General features: G+C 60.6%; 14 protein-coding genes (1 of these 14 running past the window's edge). 3 read left to right on the top strand and 11 right to left on the bottom strand.

Features of this window, described 5'->3' with window-relative positions:
- On the top strand, positions 1 to 782 hold the final stretch of the coding sequence (locus ACSQ3Q_RS21375; RefSeq protein ID WP_436136329.1) for an ATP-binding cassette domain-containing protein. Its footprint begins 1,117 nt before the window's first position; the window shows 782 of its 1,899 coding nt (coding positions 1,118–1,899); the start codon falls outside the window, past its left edge; its stop codon occupies positions 780 to 782.
- A gap of 102 nt (positions 783 to 884) precedes the next feature.
- Here the strand turns inward: ACSQ3Q_RS21375 and ACSQ3Q_RS21380 are convergent, their stop codons facing one another.
- The 7 genes from ACSQ3Q_RS21380 to ACSQ3Q_RS21410 all read right to left on the bottom strand — a co-directional run bounded on the left by ACSQ3Q_RS21380 (position 885) and on the right by ACSQ3Q_RS21410 (position 7,343).
- Complete coding sequence (locus ACSQ3Q_RS21380; protein ID WP_436136330.1) at positions 885 to 1,985, bottom strand: protein-glutamate methylesterase/protein-glutamine glutaminase; 1,101 nt, start codon at positions 1,983 to 1,985, stop codon at positions 885 to 887.
- Positions 1,986 to 2,000: 15 nt separating this feature from the next.
- Positions 2,001 to 2,750 (bottom strand): chemoreceptor glutamine deamidase CheD, encoded by a 750-nt coding sequence (gene cheD / locus ACSQ3Q_RS21385; RefSeq protein ID WP_436136331.1) that lies wholly within the window; start codon positions 2,748 to 2,750, stop codon positions 2,001 to 2,003.
- 29 nt (positions 2,751 to 2,779) lie between these two features.
- Entirely contained in the window at positions 2,780 to 3,679 is a 900-nt protein-coding gene (locus ACSQ3Q_RS21390) for a CheR family methyltransferase (protein ID WP_436137049.1), read from the bottom strand.
- 103 nt (positions 3,680 to 3,782) lie between these two features.
- Positions 3,783 to 4,271 (bottom strand): chemotaxis protein CheW, encoded by a 489-nt coding sequence (locus tag ACSQ3Q_RS21395; protein WP_436136332.1) that lies wholly within the window; start codon positions 4,269 to 4,271, stop codon positions 3,783 to 3,785.
- 53 nt (positions 4,272 to 4,324) lie between these two features.
- Positions 4,325 to 6,445: a chemotaxis protein CheW gene (locus tag ACSQ3Q_RS21400; RefSeq protein WP_436136333.1), complete on the bottom strand. Its 2,121-nt coding sequence runs from the start codon at positions 6,443 to 6,445 to the stop codon at positions 4,325 to 4,327.
- 39 nt (positions 6,446 to 6,484) lie between these two features.
- The gene (locus tag ACSQ3Q_RS21405; RefSeq protein ID WP_436136334.1) at positions 6,485 to 6,847 is read right to left on the bottom strand and encodes a response regulator; all 363 of its coding nucleotides are present in this window, start codon (positions 6,845 to 6,847) and stop codon (positions 6,485 to 6,487) included.
- A 49-nt stretch (positions 6,848 to 6,896) separates the two neighbouring features.
- Positions 6,897 to 7,343, bottom strand: coding sequence for a hypothetical protein (locus ACSQ3Q_RS21410; RefSeq protein WP_436136335.1), 447 nt, complete (start codon positions 7,341 to 7,343; stop codon positions 6,897 to 6,899).
- Positions 7,344 to 7,529: 186 nt separating this feature from the next.
- Here ACSQ3Q_RS21410 and ACSQ3Q_RS21415 point away from each other — a divergent pair, with 186 nt between their 5' ends.
- Together ACSQ3Q_RS21415 and ACSQ3Q_RS21420 are read left to right on the top strand one after the other, a co-directional pair.
- Entirely contained in the window at positions 7,530 to 8,636 is a 1,107-nt protein-coding gene (locus ACSQ3Q_RS21415; protein WP_436136336.1) for an ATP-binding protein, read from the top strand.
- Positions 8,633 to 9,262, top strand: a complete 630-nt coding sequence (locus ACSQ3Q_RS21420; RefSeq protein WP_436136337.1) for a response regulator — start codon at positions 8,633 to 8,635, stop codon at positions 9,260 to 9,262. The genes ACSQ3Q_RS21415 and ACSQ3Q_RS21420 overlap by 4 nt, the downstream gene beginning before the upstream one ends.
- Positions 9,263 to 9,278: 16 nt before the next feature.
- Here ACSQ3Q_RS21420 and fliR read toward each other — a convergent pair whose 3' ends face one another.
- From fliR to ACSQ3Q_RS21440, 4 genes are all read right to left on the bottom strand, one after another.
- Entirely contained in the window at positions 9,279 to 10,049 is a 771-nt protein-coding gene (gene fliR / locus ACSQ3Q_RS21425; RefSeq protein ID WP_436136338.1) for a flagellar biosynthetic protein FliR, read from the bottom strand.
- Positions 10,050 to 10,124: 75 nt separating this feature from the next.
- Positions 10,125 to 10,394, bottom strand: a complete 270-nt coding sequence (gene fliQ / locus ACSQ3Q_RS21430) for a flagellar biosynthesis protein FliQ (RefSeq protein ID WP_436136339.1) — start codon at positions 10,392 to 10,394, stop codon at positions 10,125 to 10,127.
- A gap of 11 nt (positions 10,395 to 10,405) precedes the next feature.
- A complete protein-coding gene (gene fliP / locus ACSQ3Q_RS21435; protein WP_436136340.1) occupies positions 10,406 to 11,137 on the bottom strand; it encodes a flagellar type III secretion system pore protein FliP in 732 nt (243 codons plus the stop codon).
- 37 nt (positions 11,138 to 11,174) lie between these two features.
- Positions 11,175 to 11,534: a FliO/MopB family protein gene (locus ACSQ3Q_RS21440; RefSeq protein ID WP_436136341.1), complete on the bottom strand. Its 360-nt coding sequence runs from the start codon at positions 11,532 to 11,534 to the stop codon at positions 11,175 to 11,177.
- Positions 11,535 to 11,539: the final 5 nt, after the last annotated feature.

An 11,539-nucleotide genomic window follows, 5' to 3' on the forward strand; every position in this document is an offset into this window, starting at 1 on the left:
CCAACCTGCAGGTTGCGTATTTCGACCAGATGCGCCACGCCGTGAATCTGGATGCAACCCTTGAGGACTTCATCAGCCCCGGCAGCGAGTGGATTGAAATCGGAAATCAGCGCAAGCACGTCAAAAGCTACTTGAGCGATTTCCTGTTTTCACCAGCACGCGCGCACTCCCCCGTCCGCTCCCTGTCGGGTGGCGAGCGCAACCGCCTCCTGCTGGCGCGGCTGTTTGCCCGGCCGGCGAATGTGCTGGTGCTGGACGAACCGACCAACGACCTCGATATCGACACGCTCGATCTGTTGGAGGAATTGCTCGAGAACTACGAAGGCACGGTCTTTCTCGTAAGCCACGACCGGACCTTCCTCGACAACGTGGTCACTAGCACGATTGCCTTCGAAGGCAATGGCCTGTGGCGGGAGTACGAAGGTGGCGTGCAAGACTGGCTCTTGCAGTCCAAGCGCAGCCGGGCGCTCCAGGCGTCGAGTACGTCCCCAGTGCGGCCGGGCAAAGAAAATTCAGACGAAAATCTGGCCCAGCGCTTACCTAATAAGCCTGAATTGCTATCAAAAAAGAAGCGCAGCTACAAAGAGCAACGTGAGTTGGACCAGTTGCCGGCTTCGATTGCTGCACTGGAAAAAGAGCAGCAAGAGCTACAAAGCGCATTGGCCGACGGGAGCTTGTACAGCACAGACCCCGCACGCGCTGCAGTACTGACCGCCAGGGCAAGCGTCATCGAGGACGAACTGATGGGGGCGTTGGAACGTTGGACAGCTTTGTCTGACTGAGTGGTTGACGGCTTGGTCGCCCGCTGGCACCACGCGGGCCGCTCAGGCTACAGCGCTCGGGCCCGCTGTTACCCGCCACCCCAACGTTAGGCACACACATCATCAAATTCGATGGTGCAGCCGATCCGTCGCACCGCGCAGGCGCGCAATCAACGCCGGTGCGATCTGCCCCAGCGGCAAAACCTCATCTGCAGCTCCGTGCGCGATGGCCTCGCGTGGCATGCCGAACACGATGCAGCTGGCCTCGTCCTGCACGTAGTTGTAGCTGCCAGCATCCTTCATCTCTCGCATCGCGGCCGCGCCGTCATTCCCCATACCGGTGAGCATGATGCCGAACGCGTTGCGCCCGACCACTGCCGCAGCTGACTTGAACAGCACCTCGACAGAGGGTTTGTGGCGATTCACCGGAGGACCATCGTCGACGACGGCGACGTAGTTGGCACCGCTGCGCGCCACATGAAACTGTGTACCACCCGGGGCGATGTAGGCGTGGCCGGGCAAGATGCGTTCACCGTTCGCCGCTTCCTTCACCGTAATCTGGCAGAGGCCATTCAACCGCGCCGCAAAACTGGTCGTGAAACCCGAGGGCATGTGCTGGGTGATGACAATGGCTGGCGAATCCGCAGGCATGTGCACCAGCACCTCCTTGATAGCCTCTGTGCCGCCCGTGGATGCGCCGATGCAAATCAGCTTCTCGGTAGAAAGACGGCCCAGGAGTGCCGAAGGGGGCGCTGTAGAACCTGCACTGCCCGCGCCGCCACCGGCAGGCGCAGCGTCGCGCGCAGGCGCACGGCGAACCTGCGCGACCGCAGCCACCCTGATTTTGTCGACGATTTGCGTGGCCAGGTCGTTGAGACCGCTCGCCAGACCGACGCGTGGCTTGGCCACAAAATCAACGGCGCCCAGCTCCAGTGCCTTCATCGTGACCTCGGTGCCGCGCTCTGTCAGCGTCGAGATCATGACTACGGGCATCGGCCGCAGGCGCATCAGGCGGCCGAGGAAATCGATGCCGTCCATGCGCGGCATTTCCACGTCCAACGTGATGACATCGGGGTTGAGTTCGCGGATCATCTCGCGCGCTATCAAGGGATCATTGGCCGTGCCGATGCACTCCATGTCCCGCTGCCGGTTGATGATCTCCGACAGCAGACTACGGACCAGCGCCGAATCGTCCACCACGATCACCCGGATTTTCCTGCTCATTAACTCGCACCCTCTTCAAAACAGATCGACAGAACCACCCAAGGTCGTCTTCGCCACCGTCGCCGCATTGCCCTTGACCTCCTGCGCCACGAGGGCTTCAGGATGTGCATGGGCCAGCCGCTTGACCATGGCTTTGCCAGTCACGGGGAAAAAAACCACCTTGCGCGGGTAAATATCCAGGACATCCTCGGAAACGATGGGAATGCGCTCCGTGTGCAGGTAGTTCAGAACAAAGTTGGTGTTGCGCTCGCCAACATTCATGGTCGTGAAGTTGGCCATGACCTGGGCTCCGCCAAAAATCTTGGCCTGCATGGTTTCCCGGCGGGCGCCCACCTTGAGCATTTCATTGATCAGCAATTCCATGGCGTACGAGCCATAGCGCCCCGAAGAGTCGCCCACGTCACCGTCAGGCAGCATGAAATGGTTCATTCCGCCGACCCGTGCGCGGCTGTCCCACAGGCAGGCCGCGATGCACGAGCCCAGCACCGTCATGATCACCATGCTTTCGTCGCCAACGAAATACTCGCCGGGGAGAACTTTGACAGCGTTGTGCTGGAAGTGGTGGTCCAGATAGAAGAACGACGCCTCGCCGGGCTTGCGGCTGCGCGCTTTGAGTTCCGTCAGCGACGACTCCCGCGCCGGGCCGGTGCCCGTGGAATAGATGTCCGCACTCAGGGGCGCAATGCGAGGAGCCCGGCGCCGCTCGGACGCGCCGGAAGCAGCGGCAGCCAAAGAGGGGGTGGGTCCGGTTGGAATGTTGGTCATGGGTGCTAGGTGCGGGGCAACATGGCGGGTCAGCGACGCTCGTACACCGTCTTGCCGCGAAGCGTAAACAGGTCTCTAGACTCGCTGAAATTTTCGGCATGCCCTACAAACAGCATGCCGCCGGGTTTCAGCACCCTGTGGATCCGCTCCAGCACCCGCCTTTGCGTGGCTGCATCAAAGTAAATCATCACGTTGCGGCAGAAAACCACATCGAAAGGCTCCTTGAAAGGCCAGTCGTCGCGAATGAGGTTCACGCTCATGAAGTCGATTGCGCGCCTCAGCTCAGGCTTTGCGCGAACCATGCCCAGGTTTCCGCCTTTTCCGCGCAGAAAGAACTTTTGCAAGCGCTCGGGGCTCAGGCCTTTGAGGCCATCGAGGCGATAGACCCCCTGCCCGGCGGTCGCGAGCACCTTGGAGTCGATATCGCTGGCAGTGAGCTTGAAGGAGGCGTTGGCGCCTAGCGATTCCAGCGCCGTGATGACGATGGAATAGGGCTCTTCCCCGGTGGACGCGGCGTTGCACCACACACGCCAGTTGTTCGAGGGCTGGCTTCGCAGGTGCGAGGCAAAGATCTCAAAGTGGTGCTGCTCGCGGAAAAACGCCGTGAGATTCGTGGTGAGCGCATTGATGAATTCTTGCCACTCCGGGCCATCGTGCGTCCCAAGCCATCCAAGATAGTCGTGAAAACTGCTGTGCCCCGTATCACGCAACCGGCGCGACAGGCGGCTGTACACCATGGCATGTTTGCCATCGTGCAAGCTGATGCCAGCGCGCTGATAGATCAACGCTTGCACCCGCGCAAAGTCGGCGTTGGTCCAGACAAACTCGCGGCCCTGAGCCAAAGGCCCAGCCGGCGCCGCAGCGTAGGCTGAGTCTGCCCGGGCAGCGGATGGCCGGGCAGTAGAAGGCGCACTGGTGGGTTGGGCCATATTGATCGTCAGACGGGAAGTCTTGTTCGCTCCAAGAGATCTGTAAGCCGCGCCTGCACCGCAGTACGAGCGCTGGATCCACCACTTTGGTGACGGTTGAGCGCTATTCGTCGGCGGTCGCCAGCCCCATATCAACGCCGGACATGAGCTTCTCAATGTCCAGCAGGATCAGCATGCGTTCACCCACAGACCCCAGGCCCAGAATGCAGCTGTTGTCGATGGCGCTTTCGATATCTGGGGCCGAGCGGATGCTCTCCGGCGTGAGTTCCATCACATCGCTCACGGAGTCAACCACGATCCCTACGACCCGGTTGCGGAGATTCAGGATGATCACCACCGTGAAGCTGTTGTAGTCCGCCTGCGCGCAGTTGAACTTGAGCCGCATGTCCACGATCGGCACGATCGTGCCGCGCAGATTCACCACACCTTTGATGAAGTTGGGGGCATTCGCAATCCGCGTGGGCGGCTCGTAGCCGCGAATTTCCTGCACCTTCAGGATATCGATCCCGTACTCTTCCTGGTCCAGGCGGAACGTCAGATATTCGCGAGTGCCCGTTGGCACGGCCTCTGCAGTTTTACCCATCACACTCATGGTGCATTCTCCTTACATGACAGCGCCACGCCCTGGAGGCGCAGCGCCTGAATCTAATGGCGCGCCCGCCGCACCAAGCCGCCCGTGTCCAGAATGAGCGCGACCGTGCCGTCGCCCAAGATGGTGGCCCCTGATACGTTAGGAACCTTGCGGTAATTGGATTCGAGGTTCTTGACCACCACTTGATGCTGGCCCAGCAGTTCGTCGACCAGCAGCGCAACGCGGCTGCCGTCCGCCTCGACCACCACCATGATGTTGCTCGACTTGTTCGGATCGAAACGGGGAACCTGGAAGATTTTCTCGAGCGCAATGACCGGCATGTACTCGTCTCGTACCTTGACGAGTTGCGACCCCTGAGCCACTGTGCTGACATCGTCCGATTTGACCTGGAACGATTCCACGACCGAAGACAGCGGAAGAATGTAGACCTCATCGCTCACGCCCACGGACATCCCGTCCATGATGGCCAGCGTCAGAGGCAGCCGCACCGACACCTTCATGCCGTAGCCCTCGGCTGAGTCGATCTCGACCGAGCCATTGAGCGCGGCGATGTTGCGCTTGACCACATCCATTCCGACACCGCGTCCCGAGACATCCGTCACCTCGTCGGCTGTGGAGAACCCGGGCGCAAAGATCAGCTGCCACACCTCAGCGTCGGTCATCTGATCCGACACCTCAAGGCCCCGCTCCTGGGCTTTGACAAGGATCTTCTCGCGCGACAAGCCCCGGCCATCGTCACGCACTTCGATGACGATGGAGCCGCCCTGGTGCGAGGCCGACAAAGTAATGGTGCCCAGTTCGGGTTTGCCCTTGGCCAAACGGTCCGCGGGCATCTCGATCCCATGGTCGCAACTGTTGCGCACCAGGTGCGTCAGCGGATCGGTGATTTTTTCAACCAGCCCCTTGTCGAGCTCGGTCGCTTCGCCAAGTGTCACCAGCTCCACCTTCTTGCCCAGTTTGTTGGCCAGGTCACGCAGCATGCGGGGGAAGCGGCTGAAGACGATCGACATGGGAATCATGCGGATCGACATGACCGATTCCTGCAGATCGCGGGTATTGCGATCGAGGTCCGCCAGCCCAGCCAGCAATTGCTGGTATGCGCCCGCATCCAACCCCCGGCTGTTCTGCGCCAGCATGGCCTGCGTGATCACCAGTTCGCCCACCAGATTGATGAGCTGGTCGACCTTTTTCACATCCACGCGGATGGTGGTGGATTCCATCTGCGCCTGGGCCGCCACTTTGGGCTCGGCAGCCTTGGGCGCTTTCTGGACAGGTACGGCCGTTTGGGCAGCTGATGGGGGCGCTTCAGAGCCCGGGGCGCCAGGGGCATCGCTAAAGAAACCGTAAGCTTCGCCGGAAGCGATGTCGCCGGCTGAGACGGCCTCATCATCCGCCTCAGCGTCGCCCGCCGCCGTGTCGCGAATGACCACCTGGTCCTTGGACACGTGAAAGGCAAACAAGTCCAGCAGGTCATCGTTGGTGGAGGTCGTCTCCACCGCAAACAAGCGCGTATTCGGCTCTCGGCTTTCAATGTCCCGGATCGCACCGAGACCAGGAATGTCGCGGAACAACTCCTTGATGGCGTCGGCCTGCTCAAGACGGTCCAGCGGACCAATTTGAATCTCGAGCGCGCGCGCTTGGCCCGCCACAGCGGGTGTCACCGGCCTGGCAGCAGGCGCAGCGGCTACTTGGGGCGCTGGCGCGGGGGGGGCGGAGGGCGCAGGCGCCGCTGCGGGCATGTCGCCTGGTACCTGACCGGCCGCCAATTCACTGATGCGACGGACCAGGGCCGTGGTCGAGACCGCCTCTCCTTGGCCGCCCGCCTGGTGGCGAGCCAGAAGGCTGCGCGACGCGTCAGCGGATTCGAGCAGCACGTCCACCATTTGGGGAATGGGCTGAAGTTCATGCCGGCGCAAGCGGTCCAGCAAGGACTCCATCTGGTGCGTCAATTCCGCGACGTCCGCAAAGCCGAACGTGGCTGATCCGCCTTTGATCGAATGGGCACATCGGAAGATGCCGTTGAGTTCTTCGTCGTCAGCGCTGCTCAGATCCAGGTCCAGAAGCATCTGCTCCATCTGATCGAGGTTCTCGCCCGCCTCCTCGAAAAAGATCTGATAGAACTGACTCAGGTCGAAGTCAGCACCTGCGCCTGATTCTTGGTGGGTATCCGCCATCGTGGGCTCCTGTAAACGTTGTGATCCTGGCAACCCGACTCAGCGGATCACTTTCTGGATGACTTCGATAAGGCGGTTGGGATCGAACGGTTTGACCAGCCAGCCGGTGGCTCCTGCAGTCCGCCCAGCTTGCTTCATCTGATCGCTCGACTCGGTGGTCAGAATCAGGATGGGGATCGTCTTGAATTTTGGATTTTCCCGGAGCTTGCGTGTCAGCCCGATCCCATCAAGCCGTGGCATGTTCTGATCCGCAAGCACAAGATGGATCTCATGGGTTTCGGCCTTTTCCAAGGCATCCTGCCCATCCACCGCTTCTACGACGTGATAGCCGGCACCGGTGAGAGTGAACGCCACCATTTTGCGCATGGACGGTGAGTCGTCTACGGCGAGGATCGATTGCATGTAAGGCTCCAACTGACTTGAATAGTTTGAATAACCAGCGATGGGAAGGTCAAAACAGGTCTACAGAACCCGCATCCATCTCGCTTTGCGTTACGGGGTTGGGCCGGTCGGGTGCCATCTCGGCAAACGGGGCGGCTTCTTCGCCATCCTCGCTGCCCATGGCTTCGGAGGCTAAGCGAAAAGCGCACCCTTGAAGCACCTTGGTGGTATGCCAGATCAACTGTGACGCCATGTCCTGAAACTGCAATTCCGTCACAGCGCAGCGCAGCGCCACGCGGGCAGCCACCAACTGCGGAGAATCGGCCACGGCAGCATCTGTCAGTACCGCATTGGCCTCTCCAAAGCGCTCCAACAAATTGTCTGTGGCGTGGTTGAGCAACCCCTCCAACCGGTGCAGGTCATGCATCACGACCAGCAACGAATCCTGCAGCTCTGCCGCAACCATGACGGGAACCTGGACTGCAGGTCCTCCAGACGTTGTTAGCGTAGATTGCATCGTTTCTCCATCGCGGCACGCAGCAGTAAAAGCACGCCAAATAACACGGGACTACGATCCTCCGGTACAAGCACGGAAGCTTGCGGACGGCGTGGGATTGATGTCCATTGGACGCTGACGCTGAAATCATCCCAGTCGGAAAAACACCCTTGTTTGTTCCAATTTGTATCCTATGATAGCGCTCCTATGGTCACCATAGCATCAGACCAGACCCTCAGCATCCTGCATCTTGAAGATTCCCTGGCAGATCATCAGCTGACCGCCCTGGTACTGCGCCGAGCAGGGCTCCATTGCAACCTTCGCCGGGTGGATTCGCTCTCTGAATTCCAGCATCTCACTGATCACGAGCCCTTTGACATCATCCTGGCAGATTACCGCCTGCCGGGCTTCACTGCGCTGGACGCTTGGTCACATGTGGCGCAAAAACCGCAGCACCCCCCTTTTGTGCTTCTTTCAGGGGCTATTGGTGAAGCGGCCGCTGTGGATGCCATCCGCCTGGGCATTGCGGACTACCTGCTAAAGGACGACCTTCAACGCCTGCCTCACGTCATCGCACGGGCCCTGGAGGTCCACGATGCCAGACAAGCGCGCGAACAGGCCGTCGCGCAGCTGCAGGCATCGGAGCGCAGCCTTGCTGAATTGACAGAGCATCTGCAAACGTCGATCGAACAAGAGCGCGCCTCCATCGCCCGTGAGATCCACGACGATATCGGTGGCGCTTTGACTGCCGTACGGTTCGATGTGGCGTGGATCGGACGCCACAGCACAGACCCCGAGATGCAAGACCATGCAGCTTCCGCCGCGGAAATGCTGCAGCACGCCATTGGTGCCAGCCAGCGCATCATGATGAACCTGCGCCCTCCCATTCTTGAGCAGGGGCTGGTGGCAGCGGTCCAATGGCTCGCGGCGGGCTTCGAGCGGCGCTCGGGCATACCCGCGCGGGTATTGAGCAGCAGTGAGACCGTGCAGGTCGCGGCAGACGTGCAGCTGGTGGCCTATCGAACTGCGCAGGAAGCCCTGACCAATATCGCGAAGCACGCCCATCCCAGCACCGTGCGCATCGAGCTGTCCGACACCGAAGGCGTGCTGACGCTGGAGGTGACCGACGACGGCCGGGGTATTGACCCCGCAATGCTCGACAAGCCCAAGGCCTTCGGACTCAAAGGCCTGCAAGAGAGAGCCCGCACGGTGGGGGGCTGGCTGGATATCAGCAGCCGACCCGGCCACGGCACCTCCGTCATACTGTCGGTACCGCTAACATCATCCCCACCACAGTCCCAGGAGATGCCGTGATTCATGTGGTCTTGTGCGATGACCATGCCGTCCTTCGGCGCGGAATACGCGACACCTTGGCAGACGCGCCCGACATTCAGGTGACCGGGGAAGCTGGCGGATATTCAGAGCTTCGCGAAGTCCTGCGCAGCGCGGCTTGCGACGTTCTGCTGTTGGACCTGAACATGCCGGGCCGCAGCGGCCTCGAAGTGCTGACGAGCCTGCGCGAAACCCATTCGGCCATCAAGGTGCTCGTGGTGTCGATGTATCCCGAAGATCAATACGCCCTGCGCTGTTTGAAGGCCGGCGCACAGGGGTACGCGAACAAAGCTGGAGATCCCGTCGAGCTGATCGCTGCTGTGCGGACCGTCATGCAAGGGCGAAAGTACCTCACTGCGGAAGTTGCACAGATGCTGGCAGACAGCCTGGCGCAGCCCACTCCGGAGGCGCCACATACGACCTTGTCCGAGCGGGAGCTGCAGACACTGGTCAAGATCGCCTCGGGCCGCAGGCTTTCGGACATCGCCGAGGAACTCATGCTGAGCCCGAAGACGGTAAGCGTTTACCGTTCACGCGTACTGGAAAAGCTCAAGCTCTCCAACAACGCAGAACTGACGGTCTACGCAATTCGCAACCAGTTGGTCTGAGCTTGGTCGAAGCCCTTCACCTCTGAAGGGAAAATAGATCCACCGCCTGCTGCATCAAGGCCAGCACCGGTTGCTCCAGCAGCGGGAGCGTGGCCACGATTCCCAGCATGCCAACCGTGAGCGTGACGGGGAAACCCACCGAATAGATGTTCATTTGCGGCGCGACCCGCGAGATGATGCCCAACGTCAGATTCACGAACAGCAGCAGCGCAATCATCGGCAAGGCGATCCACAATGCGCTGGAGAACAGCGATGCGCCCAATTCATACAGCCGCATCTGCCCCAGTGCCTGCAGAAAATTCCCATTAACCGGAAACCGGTCAAAACTCTTGACCACGGCCATCAGGATCAGCAAGTGACCGTTGATCACCACAAAAAGCAGCATGGACATGTGGCCAAAAAAACGCGCCACGGCACTGATTTGCGCATTGGATGAGGGATCGAAAAACGAAGCGAAATTGAGCCCCATCTGCAGCCCAATGAGCTCACCCGCCAGCTCGACTGCAGCGAACACCAGCCGCACGGAAAAACCAATGGCGAGCCCCACCGCCACCTGCTGCGCAACAGCGCCAAAAGCCTCGCGTCCGTTGATGTTGATGACGGGCTGGTCGACCAGGACGCCTTGCGCGCACAACGCCACCAGAAAAGCCAAGCCCACCTTGACGCGCATCGGCACTGCCCGCATGGAGAACACAGGCGCGACTGAAAAAACCGCCAACACCCGCAGGAAAGGCCACAGGATGGGCGACAGCCATGCCATCAACTGTGCTTCCGAGAAAGTAATCAAGCTGTCCTCAACGAGTAACAAGGAGCCGAGCGAAAGAACCGCGGCTGGTGGCCAGCCGCCCGCCGCGCTTCGCGACTAGCCAATCATCGACGGAATGGACTCGATGGTTCTTCGGATGAAATCCACCAAGGTGCTCAACATCCAGGGACCGGCGATTGCGAAGACCACCATTGCAGCGATCAACTTGGGTACAAAAGCCAGTGTCGCTTCGTGGATCTGCGTCACCGCCTGAAAAATGCTCACGACCAAACCCACTGCCATCACGACGCCGAGTACGGGCATGGAGATCATCAGCAGCAGCGTCAGGGCGTCGCGCCCGATTGTCAGCACCATTTGCGAGGTCATTGCAGACTCCTTCAGGGCACGAAGCTGGCCGCGAGAGATCCGATCAGCAGGTTCCAACCGTCCGCCAGCACAAACAACATGAGCTTGAACGGCAACGCGACAAGCACAGGGGACAACATCATCATGCCCAACGACATGAGGATGCTCGACACCACCATATCGATCACCAGAAACGGAATGAAGATCATGAACCCGATCTGGAAAGCGGACTTCAGCTCGCTGGTAACAAACGCAGGCACGAGAACCCGGAGCGGGGCAGTCTCAGCAGTCACGTTGGAATCCAATCGCGCCAACCGAGAGAAAAGTGCGAAATCCGACTGTCGGGTCTGCTTGAGCATGAAGCTGCGCATCGGCGCCTCCGCCTTTTGTAGTGCCTGCTCAAAACTGATGGCGTTGGTGGTGTACGGCAAATAGGCGTCTTGGTACACCCGGTCCAGCGTCGGGCCCATCACAAAAAAAGTGAGAAACAACGACAGGCCGATGATGACCTGGTTGGGCGGCGCCGACTGGGTCCCCAAAGCTTGCCGCAAGAGCGACAGAACGATCACGATGCGCGTGAAACCCGTCATCATGAGCAGCACCGCCGGCAGGAAGGACATTGCTGTAAAAAACAGCAGCGTCTGAATGGGGACCGAATAGCTGTTGCCCGCAGGTCCGCTGCCTACGACCAACGGCAGCGCCCCCCCAGCGGGCGCAGCCTGCGCGAACACTGAGCCATGCACCGCAGCGCCCACCGCAACCATCGCGCCTGCCAACGCCCATCGGCGCACCACGGACGGGTTAAACATGGGAAGCGCTCTCCGGGGCCTTGGCAGCTGTCGCCATCTCTTGCGCGAACAGTGGATCTGCCCTGATAACTGCGGGCGGGGCGACCGGTGGCGCCACAGGCAGCACATGCAGGCAGCTCACCTGCTGGGCGGTCACCCCCAGCACCAGCCATGTCCGCGCGTGCTCAGGGCCCACTTCCACCGTAACCACGCGCTGCTGCGGGCCCACGGCCACCGCTGAAAGCACGCGCGACGCAACGCCGACACTACCCGGGCTACCCGCTGCATGGCGCTGCTGCACGCGGCGCACGAGCCACGGCAACAGGGCCATGGCGCCCACAAAAAGGACGACCACGACCAGCGTCTGGGTCATGCTGC

The organism is Acidovorax sp. LjRoot129, from assembly GCF_964253765.1.
Taxonomy (GTDB): domain Bacteria; phylum Pseudomonadota; class Gammaproteobacteria; order Burkholderiales; family Burkholderiaceae_C; genus Acidovorax.

Coding starts and splice junctions, on each gene's coding strand:
- ACSQ3Q_RS21380 (WP_436136330.1), bottom strand. CDS start 1,985: ATGAGCAGGAAAATCCGGGTGATCGTGGTGGACGATTCGGCGCTGGTC.
- cheD (WP_436136331.1), bottom strand. CDS start 2,750: ATGACCAACATTCCAACCGGACCCACCCCCTCTTTGGCTGCCGCTGCT.
- ACSQ3Q_RS21390 (WP_436137049.1), bottom strand. CDS start 3,679: ATGGCCCAACCCACCAGTGCGCCTTCTACTGCCCGGCCATCCGCTGCC.
- ACSQ3Q_RS21395 (WP_436136332.1), bottom strand. CDS start 4,271: ATGAGTGTGATGGGTAAAACTGCAGAGGCCGTGCCAACGGGCACTCGC.
- ACSQ3Q_RS21400 (WP_436136333.1), bottom strand. CDS start 6,445: ATGGCGGATACCCACCAAGAATCAGGCGCAGGTGCTGACTTCGACCTG.
- ACSQ3Q_RS21405 (WP_436136334.1), bottom strand. CDS start 6,847: ATGCAATCGATCCTCGCCGTAGACGACTCACCGTCCATGCGCAAAATG.
- ACSQ3Q_RS21410 (WP_436136335.1), bottom strand. CDS start 7,343: ATGCAATCTACGCTAACAACGTCTGGAGGACCTGCAGTCCAGGTTCCC.
- ACSQ3Q_RS21415 (WP_436136336.1), top strand. CDS start 7,530: ATGGTCACCATAGCATCAGACCAGACCCTCAGCATCCTGCATCTTGAA.
- fliQ (WP_436136339.1), bottom strand. CDS start 10,394: ATGACCTCGCAAATGGTGCTGACAATCGGGCGCGACGCCCTGACGCTG.
- fliP (WP_436136340.1), bottom strand. CDS start 11,137: ATGGTTGCGGTGGGCGCTGCGGTGCATGGCTCAGTGTTCGCGCAGGCT.
- ACSQ3Q_RS21440 (WP_436136341.1), bottom strand. CDS start 11,534: ATGACCCAGACGCTGGTCGTGGTCGTCCTTTTTGTGGGCGCCATGGCC.